18 protein-coding genes are annotated in these 22,246 nt (G+C 58.2%); 10 read left to right on the forward strand and 8 right to left on the reverse strand.

Annotated features, from left to right (window positions below; translation table 11 throughout):
* Positions 1-116: 116 nt before the first annotated feature.
* Both clpA and clpS read right to left on the reverse strand, forming a co-directional pair.
* Positions 117-2,396 carry an ATP-dependent Clp protease ATP-binding subunit ClpA gene (clpA, locus tag MOQ06_RS20665; protein ID WP_148418755.1) on the reverse strand — a complete coding sequence of 760 codons (2,280 nt, stop codon included), beginning with the start codon at positions 2,394-2,396 and terminating at the stop codon, positions 117-119.
* A gap of 27 nt (positions 2,397-2,423) precedes the next feature.
* Positions 2,424-2,744, reverse strand: a complete 321-nt coding sequence (gene clpS, locus MOQ06_RS20670) for an ATP-dependent Clp protease adapter ClpS (protein WP_006174393.1) — start codon at positions 2,742-2,744, stop codon at positions 2,424-2,426.
* A gap of 266 nt (positions 2,745-3,010) precedes the next feature.
* Between clpS and cspD the strand changes: the two genes are divergently transcribed.
* Positions 3,011-3,232 (forward strand): cold shock-like protein CspD, encoded by a 222-nt coding sequence (cspD, locus tag MOQ06_RS20675; RefSeq protein ID WP_006809408.1) that lies wholly within the window; start codon positions 3,011-3,013, stop codon positions 3,230-3,232.
* A gap of 70 nt (positions 3,233-3,302) precedes the next feature.
* Here the strand turns inward: cspD and macB are convergent, their stop codons facing one another.
* Genes macB through MOQ06_RS20690 form a run of 3 tightly spaced genes read right to left on the reverse strand, consistent with a single transcriptional unit; the run spans position 3,303 to position 6,525 of the window.
* Positions 3,303-5,243: a macrolide ABC transporter ATP-binding protein/permease MacB gene (macB, locus tag MOQ06_RS20680; RefSeq protein ID WP_176610747.1), complete on the reverse strand. Its 1,941-nt coding sequence runs from the start codon at positions 5,241-5,243 to the stop codon at positions 3,303-3,305.
* Positions 5,240-6,355, reverse strand: coding sequence for a macrolide transporter subunit MacA (gene macA / locus MOQ06_RS20685; protein WP_148418753.1), 1,116 nt, complete (start codon positions 6,353-6,355; stop codon positions 5,240-5,242). The genes macB and macA overlap by 4 nt, the downstream gene beginning before the upstream one ends.
* Positions 6,352-6,525 (reverse strand): hypothetical protein, encoded by a 174-nt coding sequence (locus MOQ06_RS20690; RefSeq protein WP_176610748.1) that lies wholly within the window; start codon positions 6,523-6,525, stop codon positions 6,352-6,354. The genes macA and MOQ06_RS20690 overlap by 4 nt, the downstream gene beginning before the upstream one ends.
* On the opposite strand from MOQ06_RS20690, the gene MOQ06_RS20695 reads away from it, so the two are divergent.
* A complete protein-coding gene (locus MOQ06_RS20695; protein WP_176610749.1) occupies positions 6,515-7,471 on the forward strand; it encodes a VirK/YbjX family protein in 957 nt (318 codons plus the stop codon). The genes MOQ06_RS20690 and MOQ06_RS20695 overlap by 11 nt on opposite strands.
* On the opposite strand, the gene MOQ06_RS20700 is transcribed toward MOQ06_RS20695, so the two are convergent.
* Complete coding sequence (locus tag MOQ06_RS20700) at positions 7,468-9,126, reverse strand: ATP-dependent endonuclease (RefSeq protein ID WP_242174637.1); 1,659 nt, start codon at positions 9,124-9,126, stop codon at positions 7,468-7,470. The genes MOQ06_RS20695 and MOQ06_RS20700 overlap by 4 nt on opposite strands.
* Positions 9,127-9,499: 373 nt before the next feature.
* Here MOQ06_RS20700 and aqpZ point away from each other — a divergent pair, with 373 nt between their 5' ends.
* The 8 genes from aqpZ to MOQ06_RS20740 all read left to right on the forward strand — a co-directional run bounded on the left by aqpZ (position 9,500) and on the right by MOQ06_RS20740 (position 19,510).
* Positions 9,500-10,195, forward strand: coding sequence for an aquaporin Z (aqpZ, locus tag MOQ06_RS20705; RefSeq protein ID WP_242174639.1), 696 nt, complete (start codon positions 9,500-9,502; stop codon positions 10,193-10,195).
* 176 nt (positions 10,196-10,371) lie between these two features.
* The gene (locus MOQ06_RS20710; protein WP_148418749.1) at positions 10,372-11,271 is read left to right on the forward strand and encodes a lysine exporter LysO family protein; all 900 of its coding nucleotides are present in this window, start codon (positions 10,372-10,374) and stop codon (positions 11,269-11,271) included.
* A 144-nt stretch (positions 11,272-11,415) separates the two neighbouring features.
* Positions 11,416-13,068: a hydroxylamine reductase gene (hcp, locus tag MOQ06_RS20715; RefSeq protein ID WP_242174640.1), complete on the forward strand. Its 1,653-nt coding sequence runs from the start codon at positions 11,416-11,418 to the stop codon at positions 13,066-13,068.
* 10 nt (positions 13,069-13,078) lie between these two features.
* Positions 13,079-14,047: an NADH oxidoreductase gene (hcr, locus tag MOQ06_RS20720; RefSeq protein WP_242174642.1), complete on the forward strand. Its 969-nt coding sequence runs from the start codon at positions 13,079-13,081 to the stop codon at positions 14,045-14,047.
* A 151-nt stretch (positions 14,048-14,198) separates the two neighbouring features.
* Positions 14,199-15,917, forward strand: coding sequence for a ubiquinone-dependent pyruvate dehydrogenase (poxB, locus tag MOQ06_RS20725; RefSeq protein WP_242174643.1), 1,719 nt, complete (start codon positions 14,199-14,201; stop codon positions 15,915-15,917).
* A gap of 38 nt (positions 15,918-15,955) precedes the next feature.
* Entirely contained in the window at positions 15,956-16,957 is a 1,002-nt protein-coding gene (gene ltaE / locus MOQ06_RS20730; protein WP_242174644.1) for a low-specificity L-threonine aldolase, read from the forward strand.
* 10 nt (positions 16,958-16,967) lie between these two features.
* Complete coding sequence (locus MOQ06_RS20735) at positions 16,968-18,404, forward strand: SDR family oxidoreductase (RefSeq protein WP_242174645.1); 1,437 nt, start codon at positions 16,968-16,970, stop codon at positions 18,402-18,404.
* Positions 18,405-18,496: 92 nt separating this feature from the next.
* Complete coding sequence (locus MOQ06_RS20740) at positions 18,497-19,510, forward strand: NAD(P)-dependent oxidoreductase (RefSeq protein ID WP_193356398.1); 1,014 nt, start codon at positions 18,497-18,499, stop codon at positions 19,508-19,510.
* Between the two features lie 304 nt (positions 19,511-19,814).
* On the opposite strand, the gene MOQ06_RS20745 is transcribed toward MOQ06_RS20740, so the two are convergent.
* Together MOQ06_RS20745 and iagB are read right to left on the reverse strand one after the other, a co-directional pair.
* Positions 19,815-21,656 carry a glycoside hydrolase family 19 protein gene (locus MOQ06_RS20745; RefSeq protein ID WP_148418742.1) on the reverse strand — a complete coding sequence of 614 codons (1,842 nt, stop codon included), beginning with the start codon at positions 21,654-21,656 and terminating at the stop codon, positions 19,815-19,817.
* A 136-nt stretch (positions 21,657-21,792) separates the two neighbouring features.
* Positions 21,793-22,245: a type III secretion system invasion protein IagB gene (gene iagB, locus MOQ06_RS20750; protein WP_176610760.1), complete on the reverse strand. Its 453-nt coding sequence runs from the start codon at positions 22,243-22,245 to the stop codon at positions 21,793-21,795.
* Between the last annotated feature and the right edge of the window lies 1 nt (position 22,246).

The raw sequence follows: 22,246 nt of genomic DNA on the forward strand, positions 1-22,246 counted from the left end.
AGATGTATTTCAGTGCGGTCTGTTGCCCTCACCCCAACCCTCTCCCGCGGGGAGAGGGAGAAAGGCACGCATAAAAAAACCGGGCTTTTGCCCGGTTTTTAGACCTACGTAAGAAATCAGTGAGCCGCTTCCGGCTTGTGCTTCGCCGCACTCTGGAAATCGTACGTCAGTTCGTTCTTCGCCTGATCCAGCCCCACCGTGACCTGGCCGCCGTCCACCAGCGAGCCAAACAGCAGCTCGTTCGCCAGCGGCTTCTTCAGGTTGTCCTGAATCACGCGCGCCATCGGACGGGCACCCATCGCCCGGTCGTAGCCTTTCTCGGCCAGCCAGTTGCGGGCCTCCTGGCTGACTTCCAGCGACACGCCTTTCTGATCCAGCTGAACCTGCAGTTCGACGATGAACTTATCCACCACCTGATGGATCACCTCGGTAGACAGGTGATCGAACCAGATGATGTTGTCCAGACGGTTACGGAACTCCGGCGTGAAGATCTTCTTGATCTCCTCCATCGCATCGGTGCTGTTATCCTGGTGGATCAGGCCGATGGATTTACGCTCGGTTTCACGCACGCCGGCGTTGGTGGTCATCACCAGCACCACGTTGCGGAAGTCCGCCTTGCGCCCGTTGTTGTCGGTCAGCGTCCCGTTGTCCATCACCTGCAGCAGGATGTTGAACACGTCCGGGTGCGCCTTCTCGATTTCATCGAGGAGCAGTACCGCATGCGGATGCTTAATCACCGCGTCGGTGAGCAGGCCGCCCTGGTCAAAGCCCACATAGCCCGGAGGCGCACCAATCAAGCGGCTGACGGTGTGACGCTCCATATACTCGGACATATCAAAGCGCAGCAGCTCGATGCCCAGCGCTTTGGAGAGCTGAACCGTCACCTCGGTTTTCCCGACACCGGTCGGACCGGCAAACAGGAAGGAACCAACGGGCTTGTGGTCATGCCCCAGTCCGGCACGGGCCATCTTGATCGCTTCGGTTAAGGCCTCAATGGCCTTATCCTGACCAAAGACCAGCATTTTCAGGCGATTGCCGAGAGTGCGCAGCGTGTCGCGGTCGCTCTGGGAAACGCTCTTCTCAGGGATACGCGCGATGCGGGCCACCACGGACTCGATATCCGCCACGTTCACGGTTTTCTTACGCTTGCTGGCCGGCATCAGGCGCGCACGCGCTCCCGCCTCATCAATCACGTCAATCGCCTTATCCGGCAGATGACGATCGTTGATGTATTTCACCGCCAGCTCCACCGCCGCACGTACCGCTTTCGCGGTGTAACGCACGTCGTGGTGCGCTTCGTACTTGGTTTTCAGGCCGTTGATGATCTGCACCGTTTCGTCGACGGACGGCTCGGTGACGTCGATTTTCTGGAAACGACGCGCCAGCGCACGATCTTTTTCAAAGATGTTGCTGAACTCCTGGTACGTTGTGGAGCCCATTACGCGGATCTTGCCGCTGGAGAGCAGCGGCTTGATCAGGTTAGCCGCATCCACCTGGCCACCGGAGGCCGCCCCTGCGCCGATGATGGTGTGGATCTCATCGATAAACAGGATGCTGTTGGTATCCTGCTCCAGCTGTTTTAACAGCGCCTTGAAGCGTTTTTCAAAATCACCACGGTACTTGGTGCCCGCCAGCAGCGAGCCAATATCCAGCGAGTAGATGGTGCAGTCAGCAATCACTTCCGGAACGTCGCCCTGCACAATGCGCCAGGCCAGCCCTTCAGCAATCGCGGTCTTGCCCACGCCGGATTCACCCACCAGCAGCGGGTTGTTCTTACGGCGGCGGCACAGCACCTGTATGGCGCGCTCCAGCTCTTTGTCGCGGCCAATCAGCGGGTCGATTCCGCCCACGCGAGCAAGCTGATTAAGGTTGGTGGTGAAGTTTTCCATACGATCCTCCCCGCCTGCTTGCTCTTCGCTGTTGTTGATCGGGTTGCTGGAGTCGGATGCCTGGTTAGGCTCGTCTTTTCGCGTTCCGTGAGAGATAAAGTTGACCACGTCGAGTCGGCTGACTTCATGTTTGCGCAGCAGGTAGGCCGCCTGGGACTCCTGCTCGCTGAAGATGGCGACCAGCACATTTGCGCCCGTCACTTCGCTACGCCCGGAAGACTGGACGTGGAAAACCGCGCGCTGCAGCACGCGCTGGAAGCTGAGCGTCGGCTGCGTGTCGCGCTCTTCTTCGCTGGCTGGCAGCACCGGTGTGGTTTGTTCGATGAAGGCTTCGAGTTCCTGACGTAGCGCCACCAGATCCACGGAGCAGGCTTCCAGCGCTTCGCGGGCAGATGGGTTGCTTAGCAACGCGAGCAGCAGGTGCTCGACGGTCATAAACTCATGTCGGTGCTCACGCGCTCTGGCGAAAGCCATGTTTAAACTGAGTTCCAGTTCTTGATTGAGCATAGGCACCTCCCCCAATTTTATGCCTTATCAGGCCTTTTCCAGCGTACACAGCAACGGATGCTCGTTCTCCCTTGCATAGTCGTTCACCATCGCCACTTTGGTTTCCGCGACCTCGGCAGTAAAGATGCCGCAGATCGCTTTGCCACGATAATGAACGGTAAGCATCAGTTGCGTTGCACGTTCTACATCATAAGAAAAGAACTTTTGTAGCACGTCAATAACAAATTCCATCGGCGTGTAATCATCGTTCATTAACATAACTTTATACATAGATGGCGGTTTTAGCGCGTCGCGCACCTTATCTTCCGCCAGCTGGTCAAAATCCAGCCAATCGTTGGTCTTACCCATTATGCATAACCACTTTGAATCTACCTCAGATGTTAGATAACAATCATCTATTACTGTCATCCGCGATGTCTGTCACAAACTGTTGCAATAGCGTTAACTGCCTCAAATTTTGGTTGATTATTGTCCCAACTCGAGCGCCAAACGCTTGACGGCTTCTTCCGTTTCTCTAAATTGTACAAGCGTGAGATGGCGAGCTTTTGAACAGCCCCACTCCACCACCGGTTCATTCCATCTTAACTTATAAGATTTACGAAGGATGTCGAAGCATGGAAATGGGTACTGTTAAGTGGTTCAACAACGCCAAGGGGTTTGGCTTCATCTGCCCCGAAGGCGGCGGCGAGGATATCTTCGCTCACTATTCCACCATTCAGATGGATGGTTACAGGACGCTCAAAGCCGGGCAGTCCGTCCGGTTCGATGTACACCAGGGGCCAAAAGGCAATCACGCCAGTCTTATCGTGCCCGTTGAAGCAGAAACGGTTGCATAGCTCTCTGATTCATTGTGTACACCCCGCAGGCAAAATGCCAGCCCGATCGGCTGGCATTTTTATTTTCGGGCTATTCCCGCGCCAGCGCATCCACCGGATCCAGCCGTGCCGCGTTTCGCGCAGGCAGCCAGCCAAACAAAATCCCGGTAAAGGTGGAACATAAAAACGCGGTGAGTATCGCCATTGGCGAAAAGCCAATTTCCCAGCCGGGTAAAAAGAGCTGGAGCGCAAAGGCAATCAGCATAGAGAGCGCAATGCCCATCGCGCCGCCCACCAGGCATACCAGCACCGCCTCAATCAAAAACTGCTGAAGCACGTCGCTGGCTCTGGCCCCCACCGCCATGCGGATGCCGATCTCCCGCGTTCGTTCGGTCACCGACACCAGCATGATGTTCATCACCCCGATCCCGCCGACGACCAGCGAAATCACCGCCACCAGCGTCAGGAACATCTGAAGAGTACGTGTGGTCTTTTCCGCCGTTTTCAAGAGGCCGTCCATGTTCCAGGTAAAGAAGTCTTTCTTGCCGTGGCGCAGGGTTAACAGCCGCTCCAGCTGCTGTTCCGCCAGCGCGCTGTCGTAGCCTTCCTTCACCCGCACGGTGATGGAGTTGAGCCAGGACTGCCCCATAATGCGCCCGGAAATGGTGCTGTACGGCAGCCAGACGCGCAGGATCTTGCTGCTGCCAAACATCGACTGTTTCTCTTCCGCCACGCCAATCACCGTAGCGGGCATGTTGCCCACCAGGATCACTTCCCCGACCACGCGGGTTTTATTCGGGAAAAGCTGCCTGCGCGAGTTCGCGTCCAGCACCACCACCTGCGCCCTGCCCGCCAGCTGTTCGGCGTTGAAGGTTGCCCCTTCGCTGAAGGTCATGCCGTAGACGTTGAAGTAATCTCCGCTGACGCCGTTAGCGCTGGCCGCCACGTCGATATTGCCGTAGCGCAGACGCAGGTTCTGCGAAACGGCAGGCGTGGCGGAGTTCACCCACGGCTGCTTCTGAATAGCCGCCAGGTCGTCGTACTTCAGCGCCTGCTGATACTGCGGCTCGTCGTCGCCAAAATCTTTCCCGGGGTAGACGTCAATGGTATTCGTCCCGATGGCGCGAATATCCGCCAGCACCAGCTGTTTCGCCGCGTCTCCCACCACCACAATCGACACCACCGAGGCGATACCGATGATAATGCCGAGCATGGTCAGCAGGGTGCGCATCTTGTTGGCCGCCATCGCCAGCCAGGCCATGGTCAGCGCCTCGCGAAAGCCGCTGGAAAATTGCCCCCAGCCGGTTGAGGCAGGCAGCGCCTCTTTCGGCGCGGCCGCTCTGGACTCACGCGGCGGCGGGTTGCTGACCAGCTCGCCGTCGTGGATCTCAATAATCCGTTCAGCCTGCGCCGCCACCTGCGGATCGTGGGTGACGATAATCACCGTATGCCCCTGATCGCGAAGCTGGTGAAGGATCGCCATAACCTCTTCACCGGAACGGCTGTCGAGCGCGCCGGTCGGTTCATCGGCCAGGATAACCTGGCCACCGTTCATCAGCGCACGGGCAATACTTACGCGCTGCTGCTGACCGCCGGAAAGCTGTGAGGGCTGATAATCCACCCGCTCCGCCAGCCCGAGACGCGTTAACAGCGCCTTCGCGCGCTCGAGGCGCTTTTTACGCTCGACGCCCGCATACACCGCGGGCACCTCCACGTTCTGCGCCGCGCTGAGGTGAGAAAGCAGATGGTAACGCTGGAAGATAAAGCCAAAGTGTTCGCGGCGCAGCTTCGCCAGCGCGTCGCCGTCCAGGGTGGAGACGTCCGTTCCCGCCACGCGATAGGTGCCGCTGGTGGGTTTATCCAGACAGCCGAGAATATTCATCAGCGTCGATTTACCGGACCCCGAGGCCCCGACAATCGCCACCATTTCACCCGCTTCCACGCGCAGGGAGATGCCTTTCAGCACCTCCACCGGCCCGTCGCCGGACGGGTAGCTGCGGCGAATATCATTCAGCTCAAGCAGCGCCGTCATTGCGCGGCTCCGGGCAGGCTTTCGCTGATGACCACTTCCTCACCCTCTTCCAGCCCTTTCACCACCACCACGTCGGTGTCGTTACGCGCGCCAATCACCACTTCCCGCTCGCGGGTTTCGCCGTTGCGCAGCACTTTAACCTTGTAGCGATTGTCCCCGGCGGATTCGCCCAGCGCGGAGAGCGGAACCGTCAGCACGTTTTTGACGCCGGTGAGCTGAATATGCACCTGTGCGGTCATGTCCAGACGCAGCACGCCCTGCGGGTTCGGCACCTCAAAACGGGCATAGTAAAAGATGGCGTCATTCACCTTCTCCGGCGTCGGCAGGATATCCTTCAGCGCCCCTTCATAGCGGGTTTGCGGATCGCCCAGCACCGTAAACCAGGCCTTCTGGCCAGGCTTAAGGTGAATCACGTCCGCTTCGGATACCTGGGCTTTCACCAGCATGGTGCTCATGTCCGCCAGGGTCAGAATGTTTGGCGCCTGCTGCGCGGCGATAACCGTCTGGCCCTGCAGGGTGGTAATCTGCGTCACTTCCCCGGCCATTGGCGCCACGATTTTCGTGTAGTCGAGGTTGGTTTTCGCCGTGTCCAGCGAGGCCTGATTGCGCTTGATTTGCGCGTCGATGGTACCAATCTGCGCCTGCTTCACCGCCAGCTCCGTGGCGGCGGTATCCAGATCCTGTTTTGAGATGGCCTGCGTTTTCGCCAGCGCCTGCTGACGCTTCAGGGTGACCTGAGCGAGATTCCGCTCCGCCTGAGCCTGAGCGCGCTGCGCGCGCAGCTCCATCAGCGTGGCTTCCACCTCGCGGATCTGGTTTTCAGCCTGTTCAGGATCGATCACGCCCAGCAGCTGGCCTTTTTTAACCTTATCGCCAATCTCAACCGACAGCGTTTTAAGCTGGCCGCTAACCTGCGCACCTACGTCAACCTTGCGCAGGGCATCCAGCTTCCCCGTCGCCAGCACGTTTTGCTGCAGCTCGCCCGGGCGAACAATCAGCGTTTGATACTGCGGTACCGGCGCGTTCAGCACCTTCCATACCCAGAATCCGCCCGCTAACACCACTATCGCCAGCAGCAGAAACAGCTTTCTGCGTTTTCCCTTCAGGTTCATAAATATTCCAAATAGTTGTTCTGGCTATCATCAACGTTGATTTTATCTAAACCACTCATCAACGAAACCCCCGATCGCCGTAATCGTCGGGAATTGTTTACCCAGCGTTGATAAAGCCCCTGCTGAAATAGCGATCTTCCACCAGAAGCAGGATCTAACATGTCTTCCATCGTCGATACACCTTATTCAACGCTGTCTCAGCCAAAATCGGGCTGGCAACTGTTCAAAAGCCTGGCATCGGGAACCCTCACGCCGGGGCTGGCGTGGCAAAATCCGGCCTATCGACGAAAGTTTATGCTGCGCTCGCTGGCGACGCCGCTCACCACGTCGCGCCTGCTGGCAAACCTCGCGAAGCAGCCCCGCCTGATGCAGATCCTGGAGGTGCAGCCCGGCCTGCCGTGCCGTCTGCATCGACCGTGGCTGACCGTCAACATGGGCCGTCAGCATACGCTGGAAGCCCTGAACTATCACTATCAGATGATGAGCCGCCATCTTCCCGCGCCGCTGCTGAACGGCTATCTCTCTGGTGAGGGCATCACGCTGGTGACGTTAACCGGCAAAGACGAACAGCAGTTTAGCGTATGCCTGCGGGCAGACGCGTTTCTGGATAAAGAAGGCGAAGCCACCCTGACCTTTGTCGATTGTCAGAACACGGTGCTGGCCGAGCTGACCTTTACGCTCTGCAACTATGAAGGGAAACCATCGCTGTTTATCGGCGGAATGCAGGGAGCGAAAGCGCATGTCCCGCACGAGCAGATCCAGCTCGCCACGAAAGCCTGCCATGGCCTGTTCCCGAAACGTCTGCTGGTTGAAGCGGTAATGATCCTCGCCGACGCCTTCCCGGTAGAACAGATCCTCGCCGTGAGTAACGCCACCCATATCTACCGCAGCTGGCGTTACCGCAGGAAAAAAGAGGGAAAACTGCTGGCGGATTACGACAGCTTCTGGCGCTCTCTTGGCGGAGAACGGCTGGATAACGGCAACTTTGCCCTGCCGCTGGCCATGCCGCGCAAGCCGATGGAAGAGATCGCGAGTAAAAAGCGATCCGAATACCGCCGTCGCTATGCGCTGCTTGATAGCCTTATCCAGCAGGTTTCACGGACGACCGGCCGTTAATCGGCCCTCCCGCGCGCCAGCCAGAGGACGCGGGAGAACATTTTACGCAGCAGCGTGGGCACGGATTCTACGCCCCGCCTTCCCGCTTCCGTCGCCACCTCTATGGCTAAATCCGGTTTTGACGACCGGTGGATCGCTTTGGCGATCACCCGGCGCATGTTCATAGGCACATCCACCGGGATCATCGCCACGCGGTGGAAAACGTCGTCAAAGCCCTGGCGGTACATAAAGTGCTCCATGTCCATCGCCGGCAGCGCGGTCAGATGGTCACGCTCCGCTTCCCGATCGTTATTGAGCAGGCCGCGCACGGTCGCCGCATATTTTTTCCCGGCCTCATCGCCATCCACCAGCACGTGCCATTCAATCCCCATCCGGCGGGCGAACTTGATCAGCGGTTTCAGGCCAGACTGCGCAAACTCGATGACCTTGACCCCTTCGGCGTCGAAGTGGTGCCCGCACTGGCGCGCCAGCTCGTTAATCACCCAGGTTTCGGTTTCCCCTTCCACCAGCAGCCAGCAGCGGGCAAACAGCGACGACGCGCGGTTAAAACGGATATGGAACGCAATCCGTCGGCCATCCTCGGCGTTCAGCCCGCCCGGTCCAAGCCGGTAGGCGGTGACGCGCGACGATTCACGCACCAGACGGCAGACATATTCCACCGGCGTCAGGGATAGCAGCTCGCCGGAATTGGTGGTAGTCACGCGCTGCAGGGGGAGCAGGTTCAGCAGATGCCATGCCACGGAGAGCATGATCGGGTGCAGACGCGTCTCCGGATCTTCCACCAGCAGCAGCGGACGCGCGTCCCGGTCGAGGCGCACCGTGCCTTTCGCCTGTAAAAGCGTGGAGAATAATCCCAGCAGGATCACCCTGTGCGAGCGCCCGCCGGGGCGGTCGATCATGCGGTTGATGATATCGAGATAGCGCCAGCTTCGTTGCTCATCGTGCGAGCGGCGGCGCATCAGACGGTGACGAGACGGCCCCGTCCCCTGCTCGGAAAAGTAGTGCTCCAGCAGCTGAACCATGGCGGAAAGCCCCTGACGGATCTGGCCGTCGGTAAGGTTCTGCGGGCGCGCAACCAGCTCGCGGGCGAGGAAATCGAGCTCGCGGGCGGTGACCTCCACCTCCGGCATATCCGGCACCGTGCCGTTTCGGATCCGGCGCATAAAGCGCGCGTCGCGCAAGCGCAGCACGGGGGAGAGGCGGATCAGATGGCGGGCCAGCTCGTCGATGTTGTCGAGCGGAATCGGATTCCCCTTCTCATCGAGGAATTCACGCAGGGTTAGCACCCCTTCGTTGTGCGCCATTTCGCCTTCAAGGCGATAGAAAATACGGTGGAAGCCATCTTCACAGGGCACCCAGCAGGGTGACATCGGGCGGTAACGGCGCACGCGATGGCGGCCGGGTTCGGCCTCGCGGAAGGTCAAAATAATATGCAGATGCTTTTCGCGTCCGTTGACATCGCCCGGCGGAAACCAGAAGTCATCGTGGACGAAGTGGTACAGATTCTCCTCAGGCGAAAGCAGCAGCGTCAGGGCATCCAGCAGGCTGGATTTCCCCCAGGCATTTTCGCCGATAAGAACGTTGTTCTGTTCCAGCTGCAGCGACAGGCGGTTAATGCCGCGAAACCCGACAATCTCCACACGTTCGAGTAGCATAAATCCCCCGCAATTCGTCGACTTTTCCTTCAGGTTATCAGCAGTATAGCGGCACGGGGTCCGGCTGGACACTGCTATATCCCCCTGTTGCTGGTTCTGAGCACAAAAAATTCAGAATTTACCCATCAACTTTCATTTGAAAAAGCCCCTTCCGGACAAGATACTTCCGCCCGAGAATTGGACTACGATCGTTTTACCTCCAGTTTGAACAAGGAATGACATCACATTGCCTTAAATCAAATTTACTCAATTTATTTAAGTGGCGAAGGGATGTTATTGGTTTTTAAAATAATGACTCTTTGAGTCGTCATCCCTTTATGGCGATATAACCCGTGCGCGGGAAAGCGCGCGGACGTTTATTATTGAGGTGGTTATGTTCAGAAAATTAGCGGCAGAATGTTTTGGTACATTCTGGCTGGTGTTTGGCGGCTGCGGTAGCGCAGTACTGGCAGCAGCATTCCCGGAATTAGGTATTGGTTTTGTCGGTGTTGCACTGGCATTTGGTCTGACGGTTCTCACTATGGCCTATGCGGTGGGCCATATTTCAGGCGGTCATTTTAATCCGGCCGTAACGTTAGGCTTATGGGCGGGCGGCCGTTTCCCGGCAAAAGATATTATTGGCTATATTATTGCTCAGGTTATTGGCGGCATTATTGCTGCGGCGGTTCTGTACGTCATTGCCAGCGGTAAAGCAGGCTTCGACGCCGCGGCAAGCGGTTTTGCATCGAACGGTTTCGGCGAACACTCACCGGGCGGCTACTCTATGCTGTCTGCTATCGTGATTGAAATTGTGCTGACCGCAGGGTTCCTGATGGTAATCCACGGCGCAACGGACAAGCATGCCCCTGCCGGCTTCGCGCCCATCGCGATTGGTCTGGCGCTGACGCTGATCCACCTGATTTCCATTCCGGTGACCAACACCTCCGTTAACCCGGCGCGCAGCACCGCGGTAGCTATCTTCCAGGGCGGCTGGGCGCTTGAACAGCTGTGGCTGTTCTGGGTGATGCCGATCGTCGGCGGTATTGTGGGCGGCGTGCTGTATCGTACCCTGCTGGAAAAACGCGATTAATGGTTTTATCCCTCTCCCCCGGGAGAGGGCCTGAGTGATTGCGGCAAGCCGCACAACCTCATTTATACAAGCCGGGTCAGGCGCAGCCACCACCCGGCTTTTTTGTCGCTTTACTGAGATGCCTTTATTGGGTAGTGTCTTTGACGCTTAACCGACACTCAAAAGGACGGCTGTTCATGTTCTCAGGACTCCTCATCATTCTTTTGCCCCTTATTTTGGGCTACCTTATTCCGCTGCGTCATGAATCAGCCTTAAGGCTTATTAATCGTTTTCTCAGCTGGATTGTTTACGTCATTCTGTTCTTTATGGGGATCAGCCTGGCCTTCCTGGATAATCTGGCGACGAACCTGCTTTCCATCCTGCATTATTCTGCGGTCACGGTAGTGGTTATTTTGCTGTGCAATATTGCGGCCCTGTCCTGGCTGGAGCGCACTATTCCCTGGAAAAATCACCATCAACAGGAAAAGCTCCCTTCCCGTATTGCGATGGCGCTTGAATCATTAAAGCTGTGCGGCGTTGTGGTTCTCGGTTTTTTACTCGGGCTGACAGGGCTCGCATTCTTACAGCATGCCACCGAAGCCAGTGAATATACGCTTATATTCCTGCTCTTCCTGATTGGTATTCAGCTTCGAAATAACGGCATGACGCTAAAGCAGATTGTCCTCAATCGTCGCGGAATGATTGTGGCCGTTATTGTTGTGGCCAGCTCGCTGGTCGCGGGGGTGATTAATGCCTTTATTCTCGATCTGCCGCTGAAAACCAGCCTGGCGATGGCGTCCGGTTTTGGCTGGTATTCTCTCTCCGGCATTCTGCTCACCGAGTCGTTCGGTCCGGTGATTGGCAGCGCCGCCTTCTTTAACGATCTGGCGCGCGAGCTGATCGCCATCATGCTCATTCCCGGCCTTGTGCGCCGCAGCCGCTCGACCGCGCTGGGGCTGTGTGGTGCCACCTCAATGGACTTTACCCTGCCGGTATTACAGCGCTCGGGTGGGCTGGAGATGGTTCCTGCCGCCATCGTGCACGGCTTTATTCTGAGCCTTCTGGTGCCGATTCTGATGGCATTCTTCTCCGCCTGATACTGCGCTGGCGGCAGTGAACCTGCCGCCAAAATTGCGCTAAATCAATATCCCTCCATTTAATGCAAGAAAGCCCTTTTCACCGTTCTGACACAGGCATAATCTTAAACATGCATTTAAAATATAACTTTAACAGGTGTGATTATGTTCTGTGTGCAATGTGAACAAACCATCCGTACCCCGGCAGGCAACGGCTGCTCCTGGGCGCAGGGTATGTGCGGTAAAACCGCAGAGACGTCAGATCTCCAGGATCTGCTGATTGCTACGCTACAAGGCTTGTCCGCATGGGCCTGCAAGGCCCGCGAATACGGCATTGTCGATCACTACGTCGACAGCTTTGCGCCGCGCGCAATTTTCTCCACGCTGACTAACGTTAACTTCGATTCTCCGCGCATTGTGGGCTATGCCCGCGAAGCGATTGCCCTGCGTGAAGCCCTGAAAGCACAGTGCCTGAACGCCGACGCCGCTGCCCGCGTCGACAACCCGATGGCGGAACTGCAGCTGGTGAGCGACGACCTGGGCGAACTGCAGCGTCAGGCGGCAGAATTTACCCCGAATAAAGACAAAGCAGAGATTGGCGAGAACATCCTTGGCCTGCGTCTGCTCTGCCTGTACGGCCTGAAAGGTGCGGCGGCCTATATGGAACACGCGCACGTTCTCGGCCAGTACGACAACGACATTTACGCCCAGTACCACAAAATCATGGCATGGCTCGGCACCTGGCCTTCCGATATGAACGCGCTGCTTGAGTGCTCAATGGAAATCGGCCAGATGAACTTCAGGGTGATGAGCATTCTGGATGCCGGTGAAACCAGCACCTACGGCCACCCGACCCCGACGCAGGTCAACGTGAAGGCGACCGAGGGCAAATGCATCCTGATTTCCGGCCATGACCTGAAGGATCTCTACAACCTGCTGAAGCAGACCGAAGGCACCGGCGTCAACGTTTATACCCACGGTGAAATGCTGCCCGCGCACGGTTATCCGGAGCTGCGCAAGTTTAAGCATCTGGTGGGTAACTACGGCAGCGGCTGGCAGAACCAGCAGGTTGAGTTCGCCCGCTTCCCTGGCCCGATTGTCATGACCTCTAACTGCATCATCGACCCAACCGTGGGCGCGTACGATGACCGTATCTGGACCCGCAGCATCGTCGGCTGGCCGGGCGTAAGCCACCTCGACGGCGACGATTTTGGTCCGGTCATCGCTCAGGCGCAGCAGATGGCTGGCTTCCCGTACAGCGAAATTCCGCACCTCATCACCGTCGGCTTTGGCCGCGAAACCCTGCTGGGCGCCGCAGATTCCCTGATTGACCTCGTCAGCCGTGAGAAGCTGCGCCATATCTTCCTGATTGGCGGCTGCGACGGCGCGCGCGGCGAGCGTAACTACTTCACCGATTTCGCCACCAGCGTACCGGAAGACTGCCTGATCCTGACGCTGGCCTGCGGCAAATACCGTTTCAACAAGCTGGACTTCGGCAACATCGAAGGTCTGCCGCGCCTGGTGGACGCGGGCCAGTGTAACGATGCGTACTCAGCCATTATTCTGGCGGTCACGCTGGCTGAGAAGCTGGGCTGCGGCGTGAACGACCTGCCGCTGTCGCTGGTGCTCTCCTGGTTCGAGCAGAAAGCGATCGTAATTCTGCTGACCCTGCTCTCTCTCGGCGTGACCAACATCGTCACCGGACCGACCGCGCCAGGCTTCCTGACGCCGGACCTGCTGGCCGTGCTGAACGAGAAGTTTGGCCTGCGTTCCGTGACCAACGTTGAAGACGATATGAAGCAGCTGCTGAGCGCGTAAGGAGTAATTCATGACCATGCCAACCTCTCAGTGCCCGTGGCGGATGCAGGTTCATCACATCCATCAGGAGACGCCGGACGTGTGGACGCTGTCGCTGCTGTGCCATGACTACTATCCGTACCGTGCCGGTCAGTATGCGCTGGTCAGCGTCCGTAACTCGGCGGACACCCTGCGCGCCTATACCATCTCCTCCACGCCGGGCGTGAGCGAATATATTACGCTCACCATCCGCCGCATTGACGACGGCGCGGGCTCGCAGTGGCTCACCCGTGACGTGAAGCGCGGGGATTATATCTGGCTGTCAGACGCGCAGGGCGACTTCACCTGCGACGATAAGACGGAAGATAAATTCCTGCTGCTGGCAGCGGGCTGCGGCGTAACGCCGATTATGTCGATGCGCCGCTGGCTGGCGAAATATCGTCCGCAGGCCGACGTGCAGACCATCTTCAGCGTGCGCTCGCCGGAAGATGTGATTTTTGCCGAAGAGTGGCGCAACTACCCGGTGACGCTGGTCGCGGAAAACAACGCCACGCATGGCTTTGTCGCGGGACGTCTGAGCCGCGAGCTGCTGCAAAGCGTGCCGGACATTGCAAACCGCACCGTAATGACCTGCGGCCCGGCGCCGTACATGGACATTGCTGAGAAGGAAGTGAAGGCCCTCGGCGTAACCCGCTTCTTCAAAGAGCAGTTCTTCACGCCGGTAGCCGAAGCGGCGACCAGCGGAGTGAAGTTCACCAAACTGCAGCCGGCGCAGACCTTCTTTGGCCGCGTGGGCACCACCCTGCTGGAAGCGCTGGAAAGCAACAAGGTGCCGGTAGTGGCCGCCTGCCGCGCGGGCGTGTGCGGATGCTGTAAAACGAAGGTCATTTCCGGGGAATACAGCGTGACCAGCACCATGACGCTGACCGAAGCAGAAATTGCGGAAGGCTACGTGCTGGCGTGTTCGTGCCATCCTCAGGGTGACCTGGTACTGGCATAAACGGTAAGCGCTCGAAGGTAAGCCCGGCAGGCGATCGCGTCTGCCGGGCTTTTTTTATCCGCAAACGCCGCCCGCCGGGGGCATGGAGCAGCCAATACGGTGACTTTCTTCTAAGCTTGTAGGCGATATCACAAAAAGGAGATGGACACCCATGAAACAGACCGTGGCTGCATACATAGCGAAAACCCTGGAACAGGCGGGCGTAAAACGTATCTGGGGCGTCACCGGCGATTCCCTGAACGGGCTCAGCGACAGCCTCAATAAAATGAAAACCATCGAATGGATGCCGACTCGCCATGAAGAGGTCGCCGCCTTCGCCGCGGGGGCCGAAGCGCAGCTCACGGGTGAACTTGCCGTCTGTGCCGGCTCCTGCGGACCGGGCAACCTGCACCTCATCAATGGCCTGTTCGACTGCCACCGCAACCATGTTCCGGTGCTGGCGATTGCCGCCCACATTCCCTCATCTGAAATCGGCAGCGGCTATTTTCAGGAGACGCATCCGCAGGAGCTGTTCCGTGAATGCAGCCACTACTGCGAGCTGGTCTCGTCGCCGGAGCAGATCCCACAGGTGCTGGCCATCGCCATGCGCAAAGCCGTCCTCAATCGCGGGGTTTCGGTGGTCGTCCTGCCGGGTGACGTAGCGCTGAAGGCCGCTCCCGAAACCGCCACCACCCACTGGTACTCTGCCCCGCAGCCGACCGTCACCCCCGCCGCTGAAGAGCTTAAGAAGCTGGCGCAGCTGCTGCGTTACTCCAGCAATATCGCCCTGATGTGCGGTAGCGGCTGCGCCGGCGCGCATGACGAGCTGGTGGCGTTTGCCGGCAAGCTGAAAGCACCAATCGTTCACGCCCTGCGCGGTAAAGAGCACGTGGAGTACGATAACCCTTACGATGTGGGGATGACCGGGCTGATCGGTTTTTCCAGCGGCTTCCACACGATGATGAACGCCGATACGCTGATCCTGCTCGGCACCCAGTTCCCGTACCGCGCGTTTTACCCGACGGATGCCAAAATCATTCAGATTGACATTAACCCCGGCAGTATCGGCGCGCACAGCAAGGTTGATATGGCGCTCATCGGCGATATTAAATCCACCCTCGCCGCCCTGCTGCCGCTGCTGGAAGAAAAGACGGACCGCAAGTTCCTCGATAAGGCCCTGAGCGATTACCGCGACGCGCGTAAGGGGCTGGACGATCTCGCCAAACCGAGCGACAAAGCCATCCACCCGCAGTACCTGGCCCAGCAGATAAGTCATTTTGCGGACGACGACGCCATCTTTACCTGCGACGTGGGCACGCCAACCGTCTGGGCGGCGCGCTATCTGAAGATGAACGGTAAACGCCGCCTGCTCGGTTCCTTCAACCACGGCTCGATGGCCAACGCCATGCCGCAGGCGCTGGGCGCAAAAGCGACGGCACCGGAACGTCAGGTGGTGGCGATGTGCGGCGACGGCGGGTTCAGCATGCTGATGGGGGATTTCCTGTCGGTGGTGCAGATGAAGCTTCCGCTAAAAATCGTGGTCTTCAACAACAGCGTGCTGGGCTTCGTGGCGATGGAGATGAAGGCCGGAGGCTACCTCACGGACGGCACCGAGCTGCACGACACCAATTTCGCCCGCATCGCCGAAGCCTGCGGTATTACCGGTATTCGGGTCGAGAAAGCGTCTGAGGTGGACGAGGCGCTGCAGCGCGCCTTCTCCATCGACGGTCCGGTGCTGGTGGACGTGGTGGTTGCCAAAGAAGAGCTGGCCATCCCGCCGCAGATCAAGCTGGAACAGGCCAAAGGCTTTAGCCTCTACATGCTGCGCGCCATCATCAGCGGACGCGGCGACGAGGTGATCGAACTGGCAAAAACCAACTGGCTCAGGTAAAACATCTGGCATCGCCTTTTTAACTATAAGGACATGCCATGATTGATTTACGCAGTGATACCGTTACCCGCCCGGGTCGCGCCATGCTCGACGCGATGATGGCCGCCCCGGTCGGCGACGACGTCTACGGCGATGACCCGACGGTCAACGAGCTGCAGCGCTATGCGGCAGAGCTCAGCGGCAAGGAGGCTGCCCTGTTCCTGCCCACCGGCACGCAGGCTAACCTGGTGGCGCTGCTCAGCCACTGCGAGCGCGGCGAAGAGTATATCGTCGGCCAGGGGGCGCATAACTACCTGTACGAAGCGGGCGGCGCGGCGGTGCTCGGCAGCATTCAGCCGCAGCCGATCGATGCCGCGCCGGACGGCTCCCTGCCGCTCGATAAGGTCGCCGCGAAAATCAAAGCCGACGATATTCACTTCGCCCGCACCAGGCTGCTCAGCCTGGAAAACACCCACAACGGTAAGGTTCTGCCGCGCGAGTACCTGAAAGCGGCGTGGGAGTTTACCCGCGAGCGCGGGCTCGGCCTGCACGTTGACGGGGCGCGCATCTTTAACGCCGTGGTCGAGTACGGCTGCGAGCTGAAAGCGATCGCGCAATATTGCGACTCGTTCACCATTTGCCTCTCTAAAGGGCTGGGCACCCCCGTGGGTTCGCTGCTGGTGGGCGATGCGGACTACATCAAACGCGCCAACCGCTGGCGTAAAATGACCGGCGGCGGAATGCGGCAGGCGGGTATTCTGGCGGCCGCCGGGCTGTACGCGCTGAAAAACAACGTGACGCGCCTTAAAGAGGATCACGATAACGCCGCGTGGATGGCGGCGCGGCTGCGCGAGATCGGCGCAGACGTCATGCGTCACGACACCAACATGCTGTTCGTGCGCGTCGGAGATGAGCACGCCGCCGCGCTGGGCGAATTTATGAAGGCGCGTGGGGTGCTGATCAACGCCTCCCCGGCTGTACGCCTGGTGATGCATCTCGACGTTAACCGCGAACAGCTAACCGAGGTGGTAAAACACTGGCAGGCGTTTTTACAGCGTTAAGGAGCATACCGTGCCGCAACGAATTCTGGTGCTCGGTGCCAGCGGGTATATCGGTCAGCATCTGACCGCTGCGCTAAGCCAGCAGGGGCATCGGGTGCTGGCAGCGGCACGCAACACTGAACGCCTGCAAAAGCTCAGCCTGCCGGGCGTTACCTGTCACAGCGTCGATCTCAGCTGGCCGAAGGAGCTTCCCGCGCTGCTGGAAGGGGTTGATACGCTTTACTACCTGGTCCACAGCATGGGCGAAGGCGGCGATTTTATCGCCCACGAGCGGCAGGTGGCGATGAACGTCCGCGATGCCCTGCTGCAAAGCCCGGTGAAGCAGACGATCTTTTTAAGCTCGCTTCAGGCGCCCGCCGACGAGCAGTCCGACCACCTGCGCGCCCGCCAGCTGACGGCGGAGACGCTGCGCAGCGCGAATATTCCCGTTACCGAACTGCGGGCGGGGATCATCATCGGCGCGGGGTCCGCCGCGTTCGAAGTGATGCGCGATATGGTCTACAACCTGCCGGTGCTGACCCCGCCGCGCTGGGTACGCTCGCGCACCACGCCCATCGCGCTGGAGAATTTACTCCACTATCTGATGGCGTTGCTGGATCACCCGGCAGAGCAGCACCGCGTGCTGGAGGCGGCTGGCCCGCAGGTGCTGAGCTATCAGGAGCAGTTCGAGCATTTTATGCGCGTCAGCGGTCGCCGCCGCTGGCTGGTGCCCGTCCCCTTTCCTACCCGCTGGATATCGGTGTGGTTTTTAAACGTCATTACCTCAGTACCCCCGACCACCGCAAAGGCGCTAATCCAGGGGCTGAAGCACGACCTGCTGGCGGACGATCGCGAACTGCGCGCATTAATCCCCCAGGAGCTGATCCGCTTTGACGACGCGGTGCGCCGTACCCTGAAAGAAGAAGAGAAGCTGGTGAACTCCAGCGACTGGGGCTACGACGCCCAGGCCTTTGCCCGCTGGCGGCCCGAGTACGGCTACTACCCGAAGCAGGCCGGCTGTACGGTAAAAACCGCGGCCAGCCTGGAGGCGCTGTGGGAGGTCGTGAACCAGATTGGCGGCAAAGAGCGTTATTTCTTCGGCAATATTCTCTGGCAAACGCGCGGCGCGCTGGATCTGCTGGTCGGTCACCGGCTGGCAAAAGGCCGTCCTGCGCATCCTTATCTTCAGGTAGGGGATGCTGTCGACAGCTGGAAGGTGATTATCGTCGAGCCACAAAAGCGGCTGGCGCTGCTGTTCGGCATGAAGGCGCCGGGGCTTGGGCGGCTCTGCTTTACCCTCAGTGACAAAGGCGACCATCGTGAACTGGACGTTCGGGCGTGGTGGCATCCGCACGGAATGCCCGGTCTGTTTTACTGGCTGCTCATGATCCCGGCACACCTGTTTATCTTCCGCGGCATGGCGAAACGTATTGCGCAACTGGCAGAAGAAAAGCGGGAAAATAACTAAATAAAACTCTTAATCTTTCACCTTTCCCATTGCAACACATCGTAATTCACGAAAGAATGCGCACGAAATTCTTTTCAACACAGTGGATTGTTATGAAGGTACTGGTTACCGGGGCGACCAGCGGCTTAGGCCGAAATGCGGTCGAGTTTCTGCGCAACAAGGGCATCAGCGTGAGGGCCACCGGTCGCAATGAGGCGATGGGCAAGCTTCTGCAAAAAATGGGCGCTGAATTTGTCCATGCCGATCTGACGGAGCTGGTCTCCTCTCAGGCTAAGGTGATGCTCGCCGGAATTGATACACTGTGGCACTGCTCCAGCTTTACCTCCCCGTGGGGCACGCAGGAAGCCTTCGATCTCGCTAACGTGCGCGCCACGCGTCGTCTGGGCGAGTGGGCCGTTGCCTGGGGCGTGCGTAACTTTATCCATATCTCCTCTCCGTCGCTCTATTTCGACTATCACCACCATCGGGATATCCAGGAAGATTTCCGTCCGGCGCGTTTTGCCTGTGAATTTGCCCGCAGCAAGGCTGCCGGTGAAGAGGTGATCGACCTGCTGGCGCAGTCAAACCCGCATACCCGCTTCACCGTGCTGCGCCCGCAGAGCCTGTTCGGGCCGCACGATAAAGTGTTCATTCCGCGACTGGCGCAGATGATGCACCATTACGGCAGCGTTCTCCTGCCGCGCGGCGGTGATGCGCTGGTGGACATGACCTATTACGAAAACGCCGTTCACGCCATGTGGCTGGCGAGCCAGCCGGACTGCGATAAGCTGGCGTCGGGCCGCGCGTATAACATCACCAACGGCGAACCCTGCACGCTGCGCAGCATTGTGCAAAGGCTGATTGACGAGCTAAAAATCGACTGCCGCATTCGTTCCGTTCCATATCCAATGCTGGACATGATCGCCCGCAGCATGGAGCGCTTTGGCAGCAAATCGGCGAAGGAGCCTGCGCTGACCCATTACGGAGTATCTAAGCTGAATTTTGACTTCACGCTGGATATTTCGCGCGCGGAGAACGAGCTGGGGTATAAGCCGATCGTATCGCTGGATGAAGGAATTGTGCGCACCGCCGCGTGGCTGCGGGACCACGGGAAGCTGCATCGGTAGTTAATTGGGTGCGGCCTTGTGCCCTCACCCCGGCCCTCTCCCACAGGGTTGAGGGATCTCCCTAAAATAATGCCTTCACGGATGACCCCCTCTCCCTTGAGGGAGAGGGTTGGGGTGAGGGGGAACATATGGCTGTAGAGGTAATTCCGTTCACTTTATGTTCCTTGCTACTCTGTAACGGCATGACTTGTGAACGTGCCAGGGCGGCTCAATCGCTTCCGGTAAAAAATTACTGGGGATCCCTCAGCCCACAGGGAGAGGGCGTAAATACAAAAACGGCAACCTTTCGGTTGCCGTTTTGCTTTTACAGAGCCGTCCAGGCTTCAGCCCATGCCAGGCCTGCACCTGGTTCATAGTACAGCGGTGCGTTGTTACACCAGCCGCTGTACGGGAACGGTTTGCACTGGAACAGTTTACCGTGATTATTCACGATATCGCCTGCGCCGTACTTGCTGTTCGCGCTCCATGCCGGATAATCGCCGGAAGTGCCTTCGTCATTAGACGGGGTGGCGGCTTTAGCTTTCACGTTCAGCAGGTAAGAGGTGGTGCTGCTCAGCTCGCCGTCGCTCACGGTCAGGCTGATTTCATACTGCTGCGCCGTTGTCGCTTCTGGCGCGCTGAAGGTCACAACCGCCTTATCATCGCCGGTAACGGTCTGGCCGTCCTGGGAACGCCAGGTATAGGTCAGCTTGTTGCCGTCTTCGTCGGTAGAGCCTTCCGCGCTCAGGGAGACCTGCGCACCGGCTTCAACCGCACCGATTGGACCGGCAATCTGCGCCACAGGCGCGTGGTTTACCACCGCCGGGATGTCATCCGGCACGGGTGCCGGGGTTTCATCCGGTGTTGGTGTCGGCGCTGGCGTCTCATCTTCAGACGGGGCTGGAGCAGGAGCCGGGGTTTCATCCGGTACGACCGCTGAACCGTCGTCGTTAACGATGTTCACGTTGAAGAACTTCTGTACACACTTGGTGTAGTCACCGTCTTTAAAGGCGCTGAACGGCGTCTGGTAGCCCACCAGCTGGCAAGCGTAGGTCTTGCCGTCAGGGGTATCCGCGCTCCATCCCCAGTCCTGCTCCCAGTAGATCTTCAGCGCGCCTGCGCCACCTTCATCGAACTGCTTCATGTTGGCACAGCCAAGCACTTCGTCAGCCGGTACGGGGACTTTCAGGTAGTTAGCGAACTCTTTGTAGTATTTGATACGGTTCTGAGACTGGGCAATTTCAGTCGGACCGCCGCACTCTACGCCGCCGTTGATGATCTGGGTGGTCACGCCGAAGCCAGGGACAAGGCCGTTGGCTTTATCGTGATCGTTCGGCTGCCAGGTGCCGTCGATAACCTGGAGCATGCTTGGTTTTGGCGGCTGTGGATAGGCGAAGAAGAAGATCGCGCTTGCCAGGTTCAGCCAGGTATCCGCCACCAGCTCAGGCTTGTCGAGCAGGACGCGAACGTCGCCGTACATCGCTTCAGAGAACGGACCGTAGTTATAGTTATAGGACAGCTGCTTGGCGCCGCGGCCGAAGTAGCTCAGGAAGTCGCCATCTTTGTCTTTACCGCACGGCCAGGTCTGACCCTGCCAGACGTCCGGGTTACATTCCCCGTTATAGCCGCCCTTCTGGCCTTCGCTCCAGCCCATCTCGCGCACGTAAACCAGCGCCTGACGCCATTCGGCTTCCGGACGCCAGCTTTCGTGTCCGCCGGTTTCCTGTGCGAAGTGAGCAAACATGGTTGCCAGCTCTTTACGGCAGATCGCCTCGCTGTCGCGGCCGTCGTTGTAGGTGTCGCACAGCGCCGGGAATTTACCCACGGCCTTCAGGAAGTTGCTGTAGCTGTAATCCTTCGCGCGCAGCGGGAACAGGTATTCCCAGTCGCTCTCTTTAAGGATCCCTTCAACGCGCTTCACGTTTGTCGGGTTGGCTGCACGGCCTGGCTCAATCTGCTCAACCTGAGCGTTGTCCAGCGTACGGATGGTATCCTTCACGGATTTCATCAGTGGGAAATCGGTGAGCTCTTTTTCCTTTTTAGCCAGATCGCTGGCTTTCATGGTGTAAGGCTCGCTGCTTTCCGCCTTCAGCATGGTGGCCTGAGCAATAACCGGTGCTACGCAGGCACCGGCAATAAGCACGCTCAGTAATGTCCTTTTATTCATCTCGGTTTTTCCTGTTAATATCGATAAAATTAAATAAATCCAAACTTATTTATTAATCCGTTAATAAATAAACTCCAGACAGCTGTTTTTCATTTTCTGAAGAATACGTGCGGGTACTCTTCAAAAAAGAAAAAACTCACCAGTTGGTTTTGTCACGGGCCGCCAGTTTTAACTGCTGATACTTACGCCAGACCTTATGGGCATATACCATTCGCCTGGGGTAATTTTCTTTTTTAAGCCCGGCGTTATATGCGCCTACGGCTTCCCAGTTATACCCATAAACCTTGATCATGCCCGACAGAATGGAGGCGCCAACCATAATGGAGGTGCAGGGTTCCGTCATCAGGCGATATTCATTAATCCCCCGGCGCTCGAGCTCGGGAAAATGCGAGCTGTTAATTTGCATTAATCCCACATCGCGCGTTCCGTCATGATTGATGCCTACGGCGCGTGGGTTCATTCCCGATTCCACATTCGCGATGGCGTAGAGTAAAAACGGGTCAATATGGTAATACTGCGACGCTTTATTCCAGCAATTGGCAAACGCGCTATGGCTTAATAGCAGTAACAGAAACAGCAACCTTTTCATT

Source organism: Enterobacter sp. I4, from assembly GCF_022669095.1.
In the GTDB taxonomy this organism is placed as follows: domain Bacteria; phylum Pseudomonadota; class Gammaproteobacteria; order Enterobacterales; family Enterobacteriaceae; genus Enterobacter; species Enterobacter pasteurii.